Below are 20,380 nucleotides of genomic sequence, written 5' to 3' on the forward strand. Positions count from 1 at the left end.
GGGGAAGTTCACCAATCTCATCGAGTAGCAGAGTTCCGTTTTTGGCTGACTCAAACAAACCGGGTTTCTGACGAACTGCTCCGGTAAAGGCACCACGTTCATATCCGAATAACTCTGATTCTAACAAATGCTCCGGGATGGCACCACAGTTGATTGCGACAAAAGGACCTTTGCGACATGCGGAAACAGAGTGTAGAAGCCGTGCCAGCAGTTCTTTCCCGGTACCCGACTCCCCTTGTAACAAAACGGTAGCTCGGGTATCGCGTAGTGAGTCGACCCGTTCAAACACCGCTTCCATTTCTTGCGAAGCGCCTACCAGCTCAGCGGTTCCAAACCGTTTCTCTATCACTTTCTGAGTTTCAGTAACCCGCCTGCTCCAATGCAGCAATATTTGAATCTCGCCGAGGTGTATACAGGCATCTTCAAGTGAACATGTTTCAATCGCAAGATTTCCGATTCGCCAAGTAAGCGGCTTCCCGGAACTGGATACCGGCAGGATAGGAAGGTTTGGCAGGAGTTTATGAACCTCAGAAAATAAGTCGCCCGTCACTACTGTATTCATTTGAACATCTACGACTAAAGCAGCGGTCGATTCCAAAGCAAGTAGTGCGAGGATGCTGTCAGTGGTATGCGCCCATTCCCACTGCGCGGGAAATGCTTGCTCACACCGTTTACGAAAACCCGGATCGAGAGTGGCGGCAAGGATTTTCGGACGCTTGTTCATGCATTAATCCAGCGAAGTCACTCGAAGAACCTCTTCCGGGGTTGTCACTCCACTTAGAACTTTAGCGATACCGTCATCCCGTAAATTCATCATGCCGCTTTTCACTGCTGCTCTTCTCAATGCATCAGTTGAAGCATGGGAAACCACTAATTCACGAATTTCATCGTTCATTTCAAACACTTCAAAAATTCCGAGCCGCCCTTTGTACCCGACGCCATTACAGGTTCGACAACCTTTTCCACGCTTGAACCGGTAAGGACCTTTTGTTGGGTCAAGTCCCAGTGATTTTACCATCACTTCGCCAGGCTCATACTCTTCGGCACATCCAGCGCACACCTTCCTCACCAATCGCTGCGCAATAACTCCGGCAGTCGCACTCGCCACGAGGAACGGTTCAACTTCCATATCCACCAACCGGGTAAGAGCACCTGGGGCATTGTTCGTATGCAGAGTCGAAAGCACCAAGTGTCCCGTGAGGGCAGCTTCAACGGCAATCTTCGCGGTTTCGCGGTCACGAATTTCACCAACCATCACGATATCGGGATCTTGCCGTAAAATGGAACGGAGTCCCGAGGCAAAGGTTAAACCCGCTTTAACGTTCACTTGTACTTGCCTAAGCAAGGGTAACTTGTACTCGATGGGATCTTCAACTGTGATTATGTTCACGTCGATCTTATTCAAAATTCCCATTGCTGAGTATAAAGTTGTCGTTTTCCCGGAACCTGTTGGCCCGGTAACTAACACAATACCGTTGGAACGGCTTAACATCCGAATGACTTTATCGTATGCCGCATCCAATCCAATTTTCGAAAGATCTACTTGCAAATTCGATTTATCGAGAATACGACAAACGATGTTCTCGCCATGGGAGGTTGGTAACGATGACACCCGCATATCAATCGACTTGTTATCGATCTGCAACGGTACTCTACCATCCTGCGGTATTCGGCGCTCTGCGATGTCGAGGTTCGCCATAATCTTGACACGCGATAAAATAACAGCCATGCTCTTATGCGGGTATGTTTCGACTTCTCGTAATACACCATCAACCCGGAACCTCACCCGGAGACCTTTCTCATCGGGATTAAAGTGAATATCGCTGGCTCGCTCACGAATCGCCGACGAGAAAATATGGTTAACTAACCGAACTACTGGTGCATCGTTGGCAAGTTGGCTGGCGGCAATCGGATCGACCGACTCGTCGATCGGCTCTCCTATGATTTCGACCAATTCGTCCGATACCCGTTCCGAACCGAAGATATGATCGAGGGCAGAACTGAGTTCACGAGCGCTTACTAATACCGGTTCGATACGGAGGTTCGTAAGCCGTGAAGCAAGGTCGATTGCTTGAATATCGGTGGGATCCTCCATTGCCAGCGATAATGTATTTCCGATGATGAACAGCGGGAGAATCCGGTTTCCGCGTACTACCGCTTCGGGAATACTCTCAACCGTTTTTGTATCAAATTGGTAATCGCTCAGCGAGAAGAAAGGGGTACCCAATTGCTCGGAAAGGGTATCGAGGAGCTGCTCTTCAGTTATTGCATTTAGCTCTACTAATACCTGTCCGAGTTTTTTATTTTCCTGTTTGGAATAGGCAATCGCTTCTGCCAACTGCACGGGAGAAAGCAGTTTCTTTTCGACCAGCAGGTCGCCGAATTTTTGTCGTCGGTTCATCGGTGCAACAACGTTTCGATGTTTTCGATTAAGGTTTTCGGATCGATCAATTTCGTCAAGTAACCGTCCGCCCCAACTTCGGAACCTAAATTCAAATCCTCTTCCATACCGCGTGCCGTTAGCATAAGTATCGGAATCGACGAATAATTTGAATCAAATTTGAGTAATCGGCAAACTTTAAAACCGTCCATTTTTGGCAACATGATGTCGAGCAGAATTAAGTCGGGGCGTTCGCGTTTCGCCAGCGCATACCCCTGTAACCCGTCGGTCGCCTGAATTACTTCATAGCCAGCGACCGATAGCCGAATCGTTAAAGCCATCATGTAATCGGGTTCGTCTTCAACTACCAAGATTCGCTTCTTATCCATTTATAACTCCCTCTACTATCGGCAGCGAGTTGTTTGATCCAGCAGTTGCAAACAACGGCAAAATAATACGAAAGGTTGTTCCGACTCCGACACTTGATTCGGTTTGAATCCTGCCACCCATTCGATCGACCAATTCCTTAACCAGTGACAAGCCGAGACCTAAACCGGGTGCAGCAGCGGCTGAAACCGGTTCCCGGTAGAAGCGGTCGAAGATTTTCGGCAATGTTTCGGCAGAAATGCCAAAGCCTTGGTCTTCAACCGAGATCCGCATAAACCGGTCTTCATATAAACTCGCTGAGATAATCACCGTGGTTTCTTCGTTTGAGTATTTGTAAGCGTTGTCGAGCAGATTGCTAATGACTTGTTGGATTGCTTCGCGGTCTCCCCGTACAAATGGCAGCGTAACATTTTCATCATACACTAAAGTCATTCGCTTTTTCGCATAGACTGTGCGCATTCCCTTGACAATATCATTAACGATTAAATGAATGTCGACTGGATCGCCTTTCACATCAATCACGGCGCGATCCATCCGGGAGACAGTCAAAAGATTCTCAATCAACTGCTCGAGTCGTTTGATGTTACGGAAAATTACATCAATAAATTCGAGTTGTTGTTGCGTTAGCGCACCTAACGCACCTTCTCGGAATAGTGTTATGAACTCCTTGATAACAGCAGTAGGCGTTCGCAATTCATGGGATGTATTCGCAACCCAGCGCCGTTTGTAAGTCTCAATTTCATGCTGGTAGGTGACATTATGTAATACGATAAGCAAACCGACCGACATCGTCTCCGGCATCGGGACTAACGCGACCTCCCGCTCGAGTATTAGCCGTCGGTCGCCGCGTGTCATCGTTAACAGCTCTTTCGAGGTAGTTGGATTCTCGTCGGGTGACTCTTTCAATGCCCGAAATGTCTCACGAATATCGACCCCAATTCGCTCACCTATCACAAAAGTATCACTATACTCTTCGCTTGTTAGCTCGAGGTATTCACGGGCTTGGGGATTTAGTAGCGGTTTCGCATGCTCACTTTCCAAAAACACAATGCCATCGAACAAGCTGTCGAACACTCGCCGCATTCGGCTGCGCTGTTGCTCGATCACTTCCGATAACCGTTGGAACGCGTCGGTTACTTGCACAGCAATTGCCCGAACAAACTCCTGCTCTTTAATGGTAAATGGAACATCCTCTTCTCGCGCGAGAAGAATTGCAGCAATTACTTTTTTGCGAAGGTAAATCGGAACTCGTAATTCACGCCGTACCATTTTCACGATGCCCGATTCAGTCGGCTTACCAAGATAGGTAACAGAGTCGTGTTCCGGCATCGGCATACCAGCTAAATCGTATGAGCTATGACTGATATGATCGATAACTTCTTGGGAAATCTTTCGGTGCTCGCGAATCATCGTCATTTGCAAGTCGGGCAAGGTAGCTGATGTCGCATCCAATGCAATCACGCTTTCTATCGTCTGAAGCAATACTTCACAGACACCTGGCAAGGTGACCATGGCACTGATCCGGCTGCTGAAACTACGAAAGAGCTGTGCTTCTGCAACCGCTAATCGCAGATTGTCTCGCTCGTCACGAATCTGTCGATTGAGTTTAGCTACTTCTTGCTGCAACGCAACTGCTTTAAGCTGCCGTTTGACGACTTCGCGCAATAAATTGAAATCGACCGGTTTCTGTAAATACTCGGAAGCGCCGTTTCGCAATGCTTCCACAGCAGTATCCAGCGAAGGGTATCCAGTTAAAATAATCACAGAGGTCAAAGGGGATTTTTGCCGGACAAAACTCAACAAATCGAGTCCGCTGAGTTTGCCCATATTCAAATCGGTAAGCAGTAAATCGTATTTTCCAGTCTCGATAACCGGAAGTGCTTCTTCGGAGTTGGTTATCGGATCAGCAGCCCAACCTTCACCCGACAAAAACGTGCAGACCAGCTCAGCGATTTCCGGCTCGTCGTCGACCACAAGAATGCGCTGAGTTCCATTCTCCATTAGATACCCTGTCGGTGCATTAGTTGTTCTAATTCGCCGGGATTGGGAGCGGCAGTAAGCGCTAATTCTCGTTGAATAAAACCGCTTTGTACCAATTCGAGCAATGAATGGTTGAGCGATTGCATGCCGTATTGCTGTCCAGTCGTAATCAGATTATCGAGTTGGTGAATTCTACCTTCGCGAATGGTTGAGCGGACCGCTGGAGTTGCCATCATGATTTCGGTAGCCAATACGCGACCACCGCCCGGTTTCGGTAACAGCAATTGGGCAACAACCCCTTGCAATACCAACGATAACTGTACTCGGGCTTGATCTTGTTGATTCGAGGGAAACACATCGATAATGCGATTCACGGTTTGCGCACAGGAATTTGTATGCAAAGTACCGAACACAAGATGCCCGGTTTCTGCCAGAATTAGAGCGATTTCAATCGTCTCGAAATCTCGCAATTCACCTATCAGGATGACATCCGGGTCTTGCCGTAATACATGTCGGAGCGCAGTATCAAATGACAAAGCATCGGCACCGATTTGACGTTGATTTACTAAGCTTCGCTTGTGGGAGTGGAGATATTCGATGGGGTCTTCAATCGTAACGATATGCGCATTCTTCTCGCTATTAATCTTATCGATTAAAGCGGCAAGCGTTGTCGATTTTCCACTTCCGGTCGGTCCGGTTACCAACACTAAACCGTTGTTACGGTTAGCCAAATCTTGTACTTGGCGCGGGATGCCAAGAAAATCAAAATCGGGAATTTCATACGGGATTCGGCGTAACGCGAGCGAAATGGAGTTACGTTGATAAAAAATGTTAGCGCGAAAACGGGAAAAATTAGTGATACCGAAAGAGAAATCGATTCCTCGTTTAACCGCTAAATCTTTCCGTTGATCGGGAGTCAGTAATTTGTCCGCAAACGACTTTGTTTGATCGGGCGTCAGTTGTGGATACTCAAGCGCTTGCAAAATGCCGTCAATCCGAATTTGGGGTGGAGCTCCTACTACTAAGTGTAAATCGGAAGCACCGTATTCGGTCATTTCCTTCAGCAAATCGAGAATATCAGGCATTCTTCCGAGGTTTGCCCCAAACCGCGAATCGGGCGAATAGTAAACATTTGGTAGGAAATGATTCATTAGTTTTCCGATTTAACGACGACGTGCCAATGCCGATTCCCGCGCCCCATCGTGACCCACACTGAGCTCGATACCAAAACGATTATCGCCACCGCTAAAACCGCGCAAACCGGTGTAATATGCGCCATACCAACGACTGAAGCGTACCCCGCCAAACGGTAACAATCCCGACCAATCGTTCAATTGAGTGTTGTATCCATCGATCGTAATCTTACGGTCGATCCGGTCGCCGACGATTCCGATAAAAGGAGCAATCTCCCAACCGACGACTTTCCACTCGAACTCCCCAATTCCACTGAGATGATAAGCGGTAACTGTTTGTTTGTGATGGATAGTACCTGTTCCCAGCGATTGGTTTTCAGTGACCCGTTGCCGTTGGCCATCTGCCCGTGCGATGATATGTACCCGCAGCTTATCAGCAATCTTCAGGTTGCGATATTGCAATGTAGCGCCAAACCCAAGCCGGTGCGGCGTTGAAAATTCCGGGGTAACTTTTTTGATGTCCAGTTGGCCGAGCGTTACGATTGGTCCCGCATAGAGATTTTTATACAACGGCATCGCAATTTCTAATGCTGCAACGGATCGAGTGAGTTTGGCGCCATCCTGTTCCCATTTCATGGCATCTGCCCGAAGTTCAGTGCGAAACGGTAACCATTCCGAATCATCCGCGAATGCGATTGTCGCGAAAGTCAGAAGGGAAAGGGTGATTGCGATTTTCCGGAATATCCGAAGAATCATAACGACTCCCGGTAAGTACATATTTTTATCTCGAAAATTTCTATACTCATGGATAGATGAGACGAACGCGATACTGCTGCAACCCGGTCACATACGGAACAGTGAAAACAAGACTATCGGTTACTGCCAATTCCGACCAACCAGTTTCTAAAACTTGCTCGACTCGATAGCGAACATTCGGCATCGCTTCCCAACGAATTTGCATGTCCGAAGCGGCCCGCTCAATAGTGACATGGCTCGACCATTGCCAACTCGGCGATAATGCCAACCATTGCGGCTCATTGCGAATGCAAGCGATGGTGTCTGACGTAATGTTATACAGTTCTGAGCCGGGTCGCCACTCCCATGTAAGTGGTGCATCGTTAGAGCGAAGCGTGAGACTGCACAAGCTACCGGAACCGGAAATCACACCATTGCCCGTAAGCGTCCCAGCAACATTGATCACACCGTTTACCGTATCAATGTTGGAAAAGAACAATGCGCCCGGCGAACCGGAAAGCAGCGTACCGGGTTGCGTATACAGCCACTGAGCTTGCGATGTCGGTAGATGTACAACAACACCATACCCTCTGAGACCGGTCACCGAATCGATATCGATAACAACCCGCACTGTATCGTTAACACCAAATACTGTCGGTGTCGAAACCGGTGTCAAGCGTGGTTGTGCGCAAGCAATACTTAAAACAAACAGCGCAGCAACCAGCGAAAACAATCTCATTTCAATAATGTCACCGGTTGCACAACGACACCCGACGACGACATCGCCCGGACAAAATATCTCCCGGCGGCAAACCGGCTGCCGTTCCAAACAAACTGTTGATTACCTGCCGGAAGAATGCCCTGATGAATCAATTCGACTTCACGCCCTAACTCATCGATTACGGTCACCGTAACATTCACAGCGCTCTGCAACTGCAAGGTTACGGTAGTCACCGGATTGAAGGGATTCGGCGCGACAGTCATCGACATCGATTGTGGTATGGCAATCTCACTTCGCTCCGGAGTTGTTACTGCATGCAAGGGAATTTCTTCCAGTTCGCTATCGCGCAAAACGGCGTCGGTGAGCAACGGTGATGTTTGCGATGTGCGAACAACCGCTAAAACACCACTGCCAGTAACGCCGATTCCATTCGATAAACGAGTCGCCGCGAGCAATGTCCGGTTGCCATTACGATTGGTCAGCATTACGGTTGGTATACCGTCACCGTTGAGCATTGTCCCTTCACTCGTCGTTAAGGGCGTCGAGGAATCAAACGTAAGCTGCCAACCATGCAATGCACGAACATCAGTCACTCGAATCGTAGTAACCCATTCGTTGGTTGTTGCATCGAATTGGGAATCCATTGACAACTGTGGACGCACCGGTGATGGTTCCGAAGCGATTCTCGGTATAGTCGGACGTGGTGGGGAACCAACCGAACGCATTCTGCCGAACGCTTGTCCGAAGACCATTAAATCGTTCCCGTCGATTACAAAATCGCCATAGGTGGTTGGCCAAAGATCGCCACTACAAGGCAATTGCTGCATTCCAGTTGGACACCAGACCGGATACACGGTATCGCTGCCGCATTGTTCCAAATCGAATTGGGTTGCGCCGAACATTTGTCCAAACATGTTGGCGTCTTGTCCATTAACAGTGTTATTTATATTGAAATCGCAACGATCCCAAGCCCTGATGTAAATCTCAGTACGTGCGCTATCGACCAATTGCAGTTGAATCGGCCGCAACGCACTATCCCGCAACGAAATCGACTCAATGGAAACAGCCAATGATTCTGCCCCGCATGTGATTACACCGCCGCGAATCGGCAACATCAAAGTAAACAGCGAGCCATTGGATGTCGGGAACGGATTATTTCCTAACGCCGTTGCGCCAACAGTGACAAGATTCGTGGTCGTATCGGCAACATATTGAAACAACGCTTGCGCACTGGTCGGGACGGAGCCTGCCGCTACTAAATCCGGCGGATTCGGACTAGATAATGGTGAAAACGACATAGGCGGAATTTTCAATACAATATTGAAACCGTAAACACCGCGTGCCTCGGCGACACTAAAAGTTAACGGAACTACATTGTCGAATTGTGCAGCATTGAGATACACCGAATCGGGTGAAACAGAAACTTGCGCGACTTGAATTTCGGAACCGCCACCACCACTCCCTAATGTCGGGTTCACACCGGAGTGTGTCTCATCGCGATGAAATTGCGGCCAAGGGAACCGCTCGACGGGAATCGACGGCACGCCGCAAGAGTAGGCAAAAACTCGATTGCTCCAAGTCCCAAAAACAACATCGATTACAGAATCGTTATCTATATCGGAAAGCAACGCAGCTCCGCGGATTTGTCCGGGATTCGCTACGGGACGCAACGGCCAATTCGTTACGTGCGTGCCGTTGCCGGTCACAGCATAGAGCATCAAGTTCGTTGCTCCGACGACGATGTCCGCGAATCCGTCCCCGCTTACATCTCCCAACACCGGTGAGGCTTGCACTTGGGTACCCAGCAAAACGGGAAAACCGGTGACGATGTTACCGGTGCCGGTTAACAGCACGATTGCGCCGTTACGATCGACTGCGGCGACATTCAACGTATCCGAATTATTGACAAAACCAATCGCCGGCGATGCATCGAATTGCGCCGTTCCTTGATAGGTCCAATAAAGAGAACCGGTGTTGCGATAGGTTTTAATCACGTTGGCACGATTTCCTACGACAATTTCAAACCAACCGTCGCGATCCAAATCGCCAATTGCCGGGGATGCATCGATGGCTCCTCCGGTACTTACCGGGAACCCGTTGAGATTCGCCCCTCCTATAGTTAACGCATAGAGCGAACCGGAGTAATCGCCCACCACGATTTCTGGCAAACCGTCGCGATTCAAATCAGCAGCGGCGGCGGTGGCGCGTAATCCTTGTTGGCTAAGCTGGCGCGACCACAACGTGCTGCCGTTGCCATCCAAGCACCAGAGCTTCCCGCCAAACGATCCGATAACGACTTCGGATAGCGTATCAGCATCGACATTCACCAACAACGCTGATGAATTGACCGGGCCATCTTGCAGATCACGCGGCCAACCCGTTAGTGCTCTTCCGGTCATTGCATTATAGGCATAGACTCTGCCATTCGCCGCACCCAGTACAACATCCAGAGTATCATCGGTATTGATGTAACCAATTGCGGGTGAGGAAATTGAACCATCGGTACTAACAATCGTCGACCACAACGTCGTGCCATTGGTGTTGATACAATACAATGTGCCAGCTTGGTCAACCGCAATTACTTCTTTTGATGTTGGTGAAAAATTCACATCGGCAGCAGTAAGGGAGCTTGTGACAACCGAAGTTGTTGCCATTGGCCAACCAGTTTTCAAAACCGGCTGAGCAAACCCAGTCGAGAGCAAACAAAAAAGGATTAATAACGAATATTTCTTCATATTAATTTGCCCCGTTACTGTACTTGAATCCATACACCGCTGGTATCGATTTCCGTTTGATAGCGAATGCTGCCAAGGATTCGCACTGGTCCACTAATCCCCAAATTCTGATACTGCGTTGTTGCCACACCCTGTTGATTTGTCAACGAAGAGTCGGGTACCACGATTCCGTTCCCACTCAAGAGCTGGAAGCGAACAAATCGGTTATTGAGCGGCGATCCATCATAGGTTGCGATGGCGGTGATTGTCGAAGACTCATTCGTGAGAATTGTCGTTGGCGCGGCATTCATTTCCAATTGTAACCCTTGCGCAGGATTTCCTTGCACCAATACCGAAGATTCGCCGAATATCGTCGGATTGGTCGACCAAGCCGCCCGGATTTGAATGTAACTACCGCTTCGACCAGCCGTCAGAGTCGTTATCGCATTTCCCATTTGATTGGTAAGGCGAGGAGAAGCGATTGCCGCACCGGTCGAATCATTTGGCAACGAGAATTGAATCGTTGCACCACTCGCATTGTTGCCGAACCGGTCGGTAACGTTTGCTGTGATTTGACTGATGCTAAAAGGAGCGATAGTATCGGGATCGGCAACAACCGAGATGTTTGCCGGTTCGGCGGCGATGAATTGCACGGCGGATGTACCGCTGGCATTCCCGGAAGAAATTGTCAATCCCGCTCTTCCAACAGTGGTACCACTGACCAGTACCGCAGTCGCATCGCCGTTTAACGTGAATTGCATGGGATTCAAGAACGATCCTAAGTCGGTAGCAAATGCCACCAGTGAGTTGTCTTCCACTCGGTTGCCGTTTTCATCTACTACGGTTGCAGTGACATGCACCGTATCTCCACCCACTTCGACCGATGGCCGGAACGGAGCGGCAAAAACAAATTGTGCCTCTCCGGCACCGAACCTCACTGCTGGTTGATTACTCAACAATACATTGGCACCGGCTGGTTGAATCCGCACTTGCACCAACACGTTTCCAACACTGGTTGCCGTCATCGATGCGGAAGTACGACCGGATTGATCAGTTGCCGCGGTCGGCTGGTTAACGCGAACAGAAGCAGTTGTTGATGCAGTAACAAATACGTCGCCCGGCTGAACACTTGCAATAAAATTCCCGAGCACATCGCGCAACACGATCCCGACTGTAATTTGTTCGGAACCATTGGCAACCGCGAATGATGGGGTTGCATTCACTTGCGACAGGGCAGCAGAAACCCGCTGTCCCATCAATGAGAAGTTGTAGTAGTCGGCAGCACTGCCATTTCCTTCACAAGGTGCGGGACTTGAGGCATAAGCTTCAATCCGGGCGGCACGATTCCGAATTCCCGAGACATTATGATAGGAGGTAACAGTAAACGTCGGTGGTGTTTCGCCGCCTAAGAAAACGTAGGGTCGTCCATTGGTACCGGGTCCGGTTATGGAGATGCCATTCCCTTCGACCCAGTTGCCTTGATCATCCATCTGCAACGCATTCACAACCAAAGAGCATCCAGCGACAGGCGGATTTCCCAACGCATCACTCACATTTATCGAGAAGGAACGTTGCCCACCAAAGGAAACAGTATCTGCCCCGAGCGGAGTTACTGTGCAACCAATCGCGCCTGAGAAGATTACTTGTCCGGCAACCGAAATCGTGTCACCCAAACCATTTACTGTACGGGCTCGAACTGTCGCTCGTCCCGTTGCCGGGGTCGGTTGTGAAGTCAACAAGACAACACGGGCGCGCCCCAACGAATCGGTTTGCGCCGAACCATCGATGACGCCGCCATCGGTAGTGAAGTACACTGAAGTACCTATTGGAACCGGATTTGCGTAACGATCACCGACTACAACGCGAACGGTATCGGTAAGAACGCAGATTAATCCCGGTAGATTCGCACGATCAAAGGCAATTGTAAAATGTGTAAGGTCGGGCGGGCCGCCGTGAATCGCCACTGCGATTGCTTGCGAAGCGATATTCCGACCGATGACCCGCGCAATCACCCGAATGGTTCCGGCAACGGTATCCGCATTTACCGTCGTCATTACTCTGCCGTTGGCGTCGGTTTCGGCAGTTAAGGGTTCCAAGGATGCGGGAATTGAACCTTCATATTCAAACGAAACAGGCACACGAGATGAGGGCGGAACCGGTCGACCGTTGGCATCACGCACTTCAAATACAAGATTTGCCGTTTCGGGATCACCGGAACCACGAACACCGATTTGTGTCCGGTCGGCTGAGATGAATACGATATTTGCTGGAACACCGGCAGGTCGTTCGACACATACCACATTCGCATTGGTCATAATACCGTTACCATACCGCGCAGTAACGACAACCGTTTGTGGTTGTGATGGAGGCGTAAAGGTAACTGATGTTTGTCCACCATTATCGGTCGCAACCGTTCCGGCAATCGAACCACTCGACGCTTCGAGGTGGATAGTAGCCCCGCCAATCGGCACCCGTGATGTGGTTTCATGTAACCGGATCATAAATGTCGTTGCGATGGAATCGCCAATCGTTAGCGAATCCCGCGATGGGATTAGTTGTAAATCGACACCGCGCAACGGTAAGTACAAGGTGTCGGTCAATGCATCGAACTCATCGACCGGGTTGCTCGAAGGTAGAACTTTTTCAAGCGATGATTTTGACGTTACTGAGCGAACACTCTTTTTAACGGGACCGCGAACGGATAGCTCGCTGGTTGTCGTCACCGAAGTTGCTGTTATCACAATACGGGCAGTGCCGTCGAGTGCCAATGCTGGTGCGGTGTAGGTAACCTCAACCATACCGCTATCGTCAGTTACTCCACCCGCGTCGATTGTCCCAAGTGATGTACTGAAGGTAACAGGTGTAAGCACCGAAGGGGTATTTAAACCATTGAATACACGAGCGCGAATGGTGGTAGTCGATACGCCGTTAGCACGAAGGGAAAGTGAATCGGACGAACCAAAACAATTAGCGACCAACGGGAGATACTGGACATACTGATACGATGCAATCGTATTGTCGGGATAACGTAAAGCAATCGTATCGCCGCTGATACTGGTTGTCGCGGCATCGTAGCGATAACTCGCCATGCCGGTTGCATCGCTGAGAGTCGATTCACTCGTCCAACCGTGCGCTGCGGATAAGTGAACCAATCGATGCGGTAATGCTTGCAGTAATGTATTTCGTATTGCTACGGAAAAAGTATTCTGTGTCGATCCAACCACAACACGCTGCAGTGGAGTTGGGTACGGAAGGATGCTCACGCCATAGGCGGTAATGGTGACATTACGCCGCGTGACCTGCGCCGTTGTTCCTGAATTCAAATTGGCAACGATTTCGATTGATAGATCGGTTGGCGAAACTGGAGTGAGAAGTTGTAATGTTGCCATGCGATTTACAGGGGTCACCTCGTTTAATCCGAGCCAAATTCCCGCAGTTGCCGTAAAAGTAACCGTAGTACCACTTGTCGTATCAGCGGCAGATAAATACGCCGTTACCTGCACCGTATCGGAACCCGATGCATTCGTATAGGTAGGGGCTGCGACAAACGACAAAATACCGGTTGTTTGTTGTGCAACGTTGACGATTGCTGTACGCGACGAATAACTGGAGAGGTAAGCGTGTATCGTGTCAATCGTTGTTCGGTATGGCGAGAAATACATGGTTCGAGCATAACCGGCGCTATCGGTGTTCACCGAATCGTTTACAGAACCGTATTTTGCCGAGAAACGGATGAGCTGATTTGCAACGGCTTCGCCGTTTAGACGCAGCACCCGTGCAGTAAGCAAAGTAGTGTCGGAACCAGCGATAAGACTGGAACGGGCGACGGTTAGTTCGGCAAGAAACGGCAACCCTTGGTCTGCCGATTGTGGAGAAATACTCCCTTCCCGGTCACATGCTATCAAAGCGATGAGCGGGATAACAAACAGCAACCAGCGCCAAAAGTGACGATTTATGTTCGGGGTCATCGGTTAGCGACCTCCTGTGCACCAGTACTTTGCATTATCCACTCTTCCGATACAATTCGGAACCCATCCGAATCGCGTTGTAGAAATAACCGTTTCAAACCGTTGTCCTCTTTAACAGAACCATCATTCATTTCCCCATGATACCGCTGCCGGAAATGGACTACGACATAGGAACCGTGGACGATAATTGTCAGAGATGTGTATCCAACTTCAATTTTAGCGACACTTTGAAAAACCCGCCCCTTATGTTGCCTCAATTGTCGGAAGTTGCCATTATCGCCTGCATATTTCTCCGCATAACACGCCATGTAGCGTTCGATATCACGTTCGATCCATGAGGTTCGCCATCGTTCCAAAAATTGTTCTACTTCGGACTTCCAGTTCGGTATTGATTTTGGTTCCCTTTCACGGATATAAACCAGCGATTCGTAAGGTTTAACCAAGGATATCAACTGCCTTAAATTGGGTGTGAGCATTGCAACGCAGCCGCGAGTCGAAAACACTTCATTTAGCGTAGTTTTTGGTACGCCATGTAACCAGATACCCCCACCATTCCGATTTTCGACTCGATCTAATACATTGGGATAATCCAATGTCATCGCAATTCCACCATATTCGGAACCGAGCCCCTCTTTCATTTTGGTGATATAATAAACCCCTTCCGGGGTTTTTCGGTCGCCTTCTCGCTGTTTATCACCATGCTCGCCACCGGTTACCACTTCCGTCTCAAATAGAATTAGATTGTCTTTCAACACCCATAAGCGATCAGCAGATTTGTCAACTACAACAATCGCCACTCCCGGTGCAACTTTCAATAACTCCCGTGGTGGTAGCACAACGCCCAATTCCGTTTGCTTCGCTTTTATTGGTGGGGTCGTTGTCGCTTCCTTGTTTGCTTCAGTAGCGTTTTGTTTGGTCGGTTCGATGTTTTTTGTTTCATGCGCTGCTCTGACGGGAGTAATCGATGCTTCGGAACCATTTTTTGAAAACAATACAAAGACAATCGTAAGAACAAGCAGAGCTGCGAACGGGACAAGAATGTTTCGTAAAGGAAAGCCGGGCTTACTATAAGCTGTGACAGTTGTATTCTCGGAATCAGAAGGTTTCCAACGGGCTTCCATTTCCGAAATTCGCTCGACATCGGCAAACAGCTTGGCAGTATCGGGATCGAGTGCTAATGCTGCACTGCGAATTACTGCTGGCGGGCGGGGTTGCCAAGAACGCAAGCCAGTGGGAGTTGTCGAAAATGCAGGCGGTTGAGGGTTTTCCGGCAACCGTTCGGGAACCTTTTCATCACTACTGATCATTTCTAAAGAATGCGTTTGTTCCCATTCTGCAATTGAACCTTCGGGTATAGGCACAGGTACGGTTTCTTCAACTACCGATATCTCTTGTACTACGCTCTCAGGTATGGGTACGATAGTTTGTAACTCGATAACAGGTTCTGATTCAGGAGTTGTTTTAACATCATCCCGAGTCATCGGTTTGGCACTGGCAAAACGGTTGTACCAGATTGCAATAGATGGTTGCGTTGGTTGTGATTGCAACACAATCGCTTGAAATACTTCTCTCCCCTCTTCGTCTCGGTCGCTGGGCGTAGGATAAGAGCGGCGCAAATAACTTCCGACCAATGCGGCGATTCGGGGATGCAACCGTTGTAATGCCTGTGCATCCACCATCATTATCGCAACGCGAGCGGCGCTGATTTGTTGTACTCGAACATCGAAATACTCACGGTCAGATTCGCCGGGTAACAACCATTTGCGGACAAACACTTCAGCATGGGGAGTTAACAATTCTGAAACGGCATTCGTCAACATCGGTTTGGCAACATTCTCTGCGAAGGCTGCCGCATCGAATAGTCCTTTCAACATCCAAACCGCATCATTTTTTTCATCCACCGGAACGGTTAGCCACGGTCCGGTTTCGCTGATCGGATTACCAAATCCCCAAAACAGTTTCAAACCTGGGAGGGCTTGTATCCACTGTTCCCAGTCTGACGACCAGAATTTTGGTTCGGCAATAACAACCAACAACTGGTTTGCTTCGAGTAAAGCAGGTTTTATCTGCTCGGCAAGTGAGAAATCGGATATGCGAAAAATCGGGATCGCAAACGACTCTGCAATCGCTCCGACTCGATCTCCCACACTACCAATCAAAACAAACTTGCCAATCATTTCCACTCTTACTTCTCGCTCGAGAAATCTTCCCGAATAATCTTGATTCCACTTTGGTTCTTGCGCAACACAATGGTTTTTGTGCCAGTATCCTGCTTAATGTCTGAACGATATTTCTGTTGAAACGATACTTTCCATAACTCGCCTTCCCGCATCCATTTCACACTATCTGCAGATACTTGGATATCGCCTGAAGTTTCAAACAATCCCCGCTTCCGGGCTTCAAAGTTGCCATCTGTACGAATCTCATCGCTATAGGAGGCAAGGTAAGCGTCAATGTTCTCCTCACTCCAAGCTTTCAACCAAGCGGAGAAAAACGATGTTGCTTCCGCTTGGGGGAATAAATCGGTTGGCGGAACAACCGGTTTCGCCACCGACGTTACGGGTTGCTGGGCAACAACTGCTTTCTTCGTGGTGTCGATTTTTTGTGCGATCGTCGATGTGGTTGGTGCAACATTCACCGCTGTTTTCTTTACTGTATCTACCATCGTTTTTGCTGGAGCGAGCGATTGCTGCTTTGTAGCAGGTTGTTTCACGGTATCAATAACCGTTGGCTTAACAGCAGAAGTGGATGTGGCTTTCTGTTCGACCGCCTTTTTTGCGGTGTCAACGACTGCCGGTTTTGTAACAATCGATGCCGTGGTTGGCGCAATTTTTTTGGTGGTGTCCGCATCCGATTTCGATATTGACGGTGTTGTTACAACCGGAGAGGACGTCTTAGTCGTTACCTTAACTGTATCACGTGGTGGAGCCGATACTGTTTCAACCAGTTTGGGAACGGTTTTCGCGCTATCAGATTTTGGCACCAGAGGTTTGTTTGCTGCTACAACAGGTTGTTGTTGCGCTTGAGATTTCTGATTCGGCTCAACAGCTGTTTTCAAAGGGGTTGAAACCGGTTCAGGTTTTGCCGGAGTGGGTTTAGCTGTTTCCGCCTTTTCTACTTTTTCGATCGAAACCGATGGCGTTGGAGATACAACCATTGCTGGCTTTTCGGAACTCAACACAGCCTGTGTTCCTGCCACGGGGATTCCAAAATACGACGATGCATCGACTTGAAATGCCGCTGGAATTCGCTCGATATAGATTGGCGGTAATACCGGCTCCGGTAACACCGTCACCGTAAGAAAGATCGAAAGATCGGTACGGCGTTTCTCCATCTTCTTCTGGCGGAAGAGATTCCCAACCAATGGAATATCACCTAAGATTTTTACTTTGGTTGCTTCTTCAACCATACTTTCTTTCATGAGTCCACCGATAATCGCGGTTTCGGTTGACTTCATCATCAACCGGGAGACGGTTGTTCGCGTACTGATTACCGGTAATTCTTGTTTGTCGGGACCAATCTGAAAATCGGTTATCTCCTGCACTAACGGTTGTACTTCCATCATTAAGAGCGAGTCGGCAATTAACTGCGGCGTTACAATAAGGCGAACCGGGATCAAACGTTCAGTGTAAGTATACGATTCACTGATGCCGCCAACGCCTTGCGTTGCCTGTTTGGTAGCGATCCAATAGGTAACGCCTGCTTCCATCACGCTGCTCTGACGATCCTGCGCAACAATGCGCGGTTGCGAAACTAATTTTGAGTCGCCATTCTGTTGTAACGCATCAAGCACACTCTTGAATTGCATTCCTGATAGTGTACCAAACGTTAGATAACTGCTTGCAGTCGATGTGCTTGTAGCATCGCTTGCCGCTGCCGGCGGCGTACCCAATGACCATTCGGTTCGTTTCCCGGTTCCGCCTTCAGCAGCGAGAATATTCTCCCAATCGATTCCGAATTTGTCATCCTTCGATAGAATCGTTTCAACGAATCGAGCTTCGATAGCATATTGACGCGGCGGACGATCAATCACGCGCATGATTTGTTCGACCTTTGGGATGTACTGCGGCAAATCGCTAATCATGATGATTTCGCTTTTCGCTTCACCGCGGTCGCCCACTTTCGGTCCCCGTTGTGAAATCTCCTGTGTTTGTATCCACCCAAATGGCGCTAAATAGCGCGACGCCGCACTCGGTGTTAGTACAACAGCTCGACCTTTTTTCGAAAGAACTTTCGAGCTGTCGATCATCGCTTTCGCATCGGTCGCATCAACATAACGTAGCCGCAATACTACAGTTTCCAATTCGGCTGGATTGATTAGCGTATCCGGCCGGGTAATTATTACAGAGCCCTCATACCGCGCCGACATCCCGCGTGCCGAAAGAATCGCCGCTAACGCGCTACGAAGTGGCACATCATTGAAAGCTACCGAAACCGTTCCGAGGGAATCGCTATGGGTAACAATGCTAAAACCGTTTTGTTGTGCTAATAGTCGCAAAACATCCTGCATGGGCGTATCGCGCACCGACAGTGAAACCGGTGCATCCCACTCAACGGCGAAGACCGCCACCACGGAAATGAGTAGAAGTATCGTACCAATGGCAATTATTTGTTTCATTGTCGCGCTCCGGTTGCAGGTGCTGTCGCCGGCGCTGCAGGCGGTTTCGTCGAGACTTTCAGTCGTTGGGTGTTTCCCTGTCGTGAGATTGTCGCTCCGTCAGGTCGGATTTCGACTATCCGCCAACCATCAAGATCGTCGCCCACCCCAAGGATGTTTCCATTAAGAATTACTCTTTTGTCGTTCTTCACAATCGAAACAGCCGATAGATGGAACTGGCTCGTGTTTGGATTTTCGGCATCGGCAATGATTTCTGCGAAAAATGGATCGTGTTCCCACATCGTTTTGCCGGACAATATTGCCAACGCATTGGAGAGCGAATCCGCTCTTTGCATTCCAGTGGCTCTTGCCGTCGGTTTCGCAGTTGTCGGAGTCGGTTGCGCTTCCGGGGTTGTTGTTGCATTGGCTTGTTCCGGTGCCGATTTCGGCGGTTCCGGTGCACCAAAGAAATTATACGGATCCATTATCAGGAACACGATCACAAGGATCCCAATCATGATAAGTAACCGTTTTTCGGATTTTTTCAGTTTCTGCATCCGGTTTTAACCTTTTCGGAAATAGAGATACAGGTCAAGTAATACATAGACATTACTGCTGCCCGCTGCTGCTTTAAGTTTCATCTCCTGCAGCACAACACGGTAAGGTAGTTGCGGCAGCCTTTCGATAAAATGCGATACCCCGACGTATCGTCCTTCGAGCAAAATCGTCACAGGTACCCGTTCTAACAGGTAGCCTCCGACAATACCCGAGCTGCGGTGAGGAGTTTCTCCCGGTTGGAGCCATGGCTTCATCCGCACCGCTCGCAGACCATAGGAGCGGGCGAGGACTGTCAGTTCGGTGAAAATGCGGTTGGCAACTTTACTGTCAGGAAACTGCTGTCCCCACTCACCAATCGATTTATTTAGTTGTTCGATCTGTCGTCTTGTTCCAACTATCGCCACTTTCTCACGTTCGAGTTGAGTGATGCGCTCTTCCTGCTGCACCATCGATGAGAGGAGCTGTGTTTTTTTGGAAAGCGACGGTGCCCAAAAAGCAAACCACCAAACGATCACTAATGCCACTGTCAATGCGACAATGCCAATGATACCTAACAGTGGATTCACATCGGTACGACGGGAGAGCAACATTAGTTCCCCAATCCCAGTTCCAACCGGAACCGCGCATTTGCATTCCGGTTTGTTACCGGTGTTAGTTCTATCACTTTTACCGTTCCAAACAGTTTCGACTCTTCCAGTTTCAATACATATTGCAAGACTGTTGCTTCCGCATAAAGCGCATTATCGGAGATCGTACCATCGACGTACATCACCCGCTGCGAGCCGTGAAGCAACAAGGAATCGGCATTCGCGGCGTTGGGATCGGCAATTCTCTCCAGAGCAGCGGTTTGCCGCTCGTTTGCTGTTAACGGACGGTTCGGCTCAAGACTTGCCTTCACGACTTCTTGTAACCCGGTGCGAATCGCAGTTAATCGAACTGCAATAGGAGCGCTATTCGCAACGACTTTCACTAAATCCCCCGGCGAGATATGCTCGGGAAACAACATCGAAAAGTCGGCGTTACGGGTGGCGGCAACTTTCGTTAACTGACTTAATCTTTCAGTGAGCGAGGTATACTCTTAATGCACGGGTTCCAATGCCATCAATCGGTTGAAGAGTTGTTGTTGCTCGTGTTTGGTTTTGATTAACGCTACTTCGGCAATGATTTGAATAATCAACAGCAATAAAACAACCGCCCCTCCAAGAAT

The 20,380-nt window shown here is 49.1% G+C and carries 13 protein-coding genes and 1 pseudogene; all 14 read right to left on the reverse strand.

Features of this window, described 5'->3' with window-relative positions:
* The 14 genes and pseudogenes from OEM52_06770 to OEM52_06835 all read right to left on the reverse strand — a co-directional run bounded on the left by OEM52_06770 (position 1) and on the right by OEM52_06835 (position 20,179).
* Positions 1-259, reverse strand: a pseudogene (locus OEM52_06770) (sigma-54 factor interaction domain-containing protein).
* Positions 260-727: 468 nt separating this feature from the next.
* Positions 728-2,401 (reverse strand): ATPase, T2SS/T4P/T4SS family, encoded by a 1,674-nt coding sequence (locus OEM52_06775; GenBank protein MDK9699826.1) that lies wholly within the window; start codon positions 2,399-2,401, stop codon positions 728-730.
* The gene (locus tag OEM52_06780) at positions 2,398-2,769 is read right to left on the reverse strand and encodes a response regulator (protein MDK9699827.1); all 372 of its coding nucleotides are present in this window, start codon (positions 2,767-2,769) and stop codon (positions 2,398-2,400) included. Before OEM52_06780 ends, OEM52_06775 begins: the two co-directional genes overlap by 4 nt.
* Positions 2,762-4,768, reverse strand: coding sequence for an ATP-binding protein (locus OEM52_06785; protein ID MDK9699828.1), 2,007 nt, complete (start codon positions 4,766-4,768; stop codon positions 2,762-2,764). Before OEM52_06785 ends, OEM52_06780 begins: the two co-directional genes overlap by 8 nt.
* Positions 4,768-5,832 (reverse strand): type IV pilus twitching motility protein PilT, encoded by a 1,065-nt coding sequence (locus OEM52_06790; GenBank protein MDK9699829.1) that lies wholly within the window; start codon positions 5,830-5,832, stop codon positions 4,768-4,770. Before OEM52_06790 ends, OEM52_06785 begins: the two co-directional genes overlap by 1 nt.
* A 78-nt stretch (positions 5,833-5,910) precedes the next feature.
* Complete coding sequence (locus OEM52_06795; GenBank protein MDK9699830.1) at positions 5,911-6,636, reverse strand: hypothetical protein; 726 nt, start codon at positions 6,634-6,636, stop codon at positions 5,911-5,913.
* Between the two features lie 46 nt (positions 6,637-6,682).
* A complete protein-coding gene (locus OEM52_06800) occupies positions 6,683-7,354 on the reverse strand; it encodes a cohesin domain-containing protein (GenBank protein ID MDK9699831.1) in 672 nt (223 codons plus the stop codon).
* The gene (locus OEM52_06805; GenBank protein ID MDK9699832.1) at positions 7,351-10,071 is read right to left on the reverse strand and encodes a T9SS type A sorting domain-containing protein; all 2,721 of its coding nucleotides are present in this window, start codon (positions 10,069-10,071) and stop codon (positions 7,351-7,353) included. The genes OEM52_06800 and OEM52_06805 overlap by 4 nt, the downstream gene beginning before the upstream one ends.
* Before the next feature lie 14 nt (positions 10,072-10,085).
* Positions 10,086-14,018: a hypothetical protein gene (locus tag OEM52_06810; protein ID MDK9699833.1), complete on the reverse strand. Its 3,933-nt coding sequence runs from the start codon at positions 14,016-14,018 to the stop codon at positions 10,086-10,088.
* On the reverse strand, positions 14,015-16,195 hold the full coding sequence (locus OEM52_06815) for a L,D-transpeptidase family protein (protein ID MDK9699834.1): 2,181 nt from the start codon (positions 16,193-16,195) through the stop codon (positions 14,015-14,017). Before OEM52_06815 ends, OEM52_06810 begins: the two co-directional genes overlap by 4 nt.
* An 8-nt stretch (positions 16,196-16,203) precedes the next feature.
* On the reverse strand, positions 16,204-18,636 hold the full coding sequence (locus OEM52_06820) for a hypothetical protein (protein ID MDK9699835.1): 2,433 nt from the start codon (positions 18,634-18,636) through the stop codon (positions 16,204-16,206).
* Positions 18,633-19,172, reverse strand: a complete 540-nt coding sequence (locus OEM52_06825; protein MDK9699836.1) for a general secretion pathway protein GspB — start codon at positions 19,170-19,172, stop codon at positions 18,633-18,635. The genes OEM52_06820 and OEM52_06825 overlap by 4 nt, the downstream gene beginning before the upstream one ends.
* Before the next feature lie 6 nt (positions 19,173-19,178).
* Complete coding sequence (pilO, locus tag OEM52_06830; protein ID MDK9699837.1) at positions 19,179-19,763, reverse strand: type 4a pilus biogenesis protein PilO; 585 nt, start codon at positions 19,761-19,763, stop codon at positions 19,179-19,181.
* A complete protein-coding gene (locus OEM52_06835; protein MDK9699838.1) occupies positions 19,763-20,179 on the reverse strand; it encodes a hypothetical protein in 417 nt (138 codons plus the stop codon). The genes pilO and OEM52_06835 overlap by 1 nt, the downstream gene beginning before the upstream one ends.
* Positions 20,180-20,380: the final 201 nt, after the last annotated feature.

The sequence above is a fragment of the bacterium genome, assembly GCA_030247525.1.
Classification (GTDB): domain Bacteria; phylum Electryoneota; class JAOADG01; order JAOADG01; family JAOADG01; genus JAOTSC01.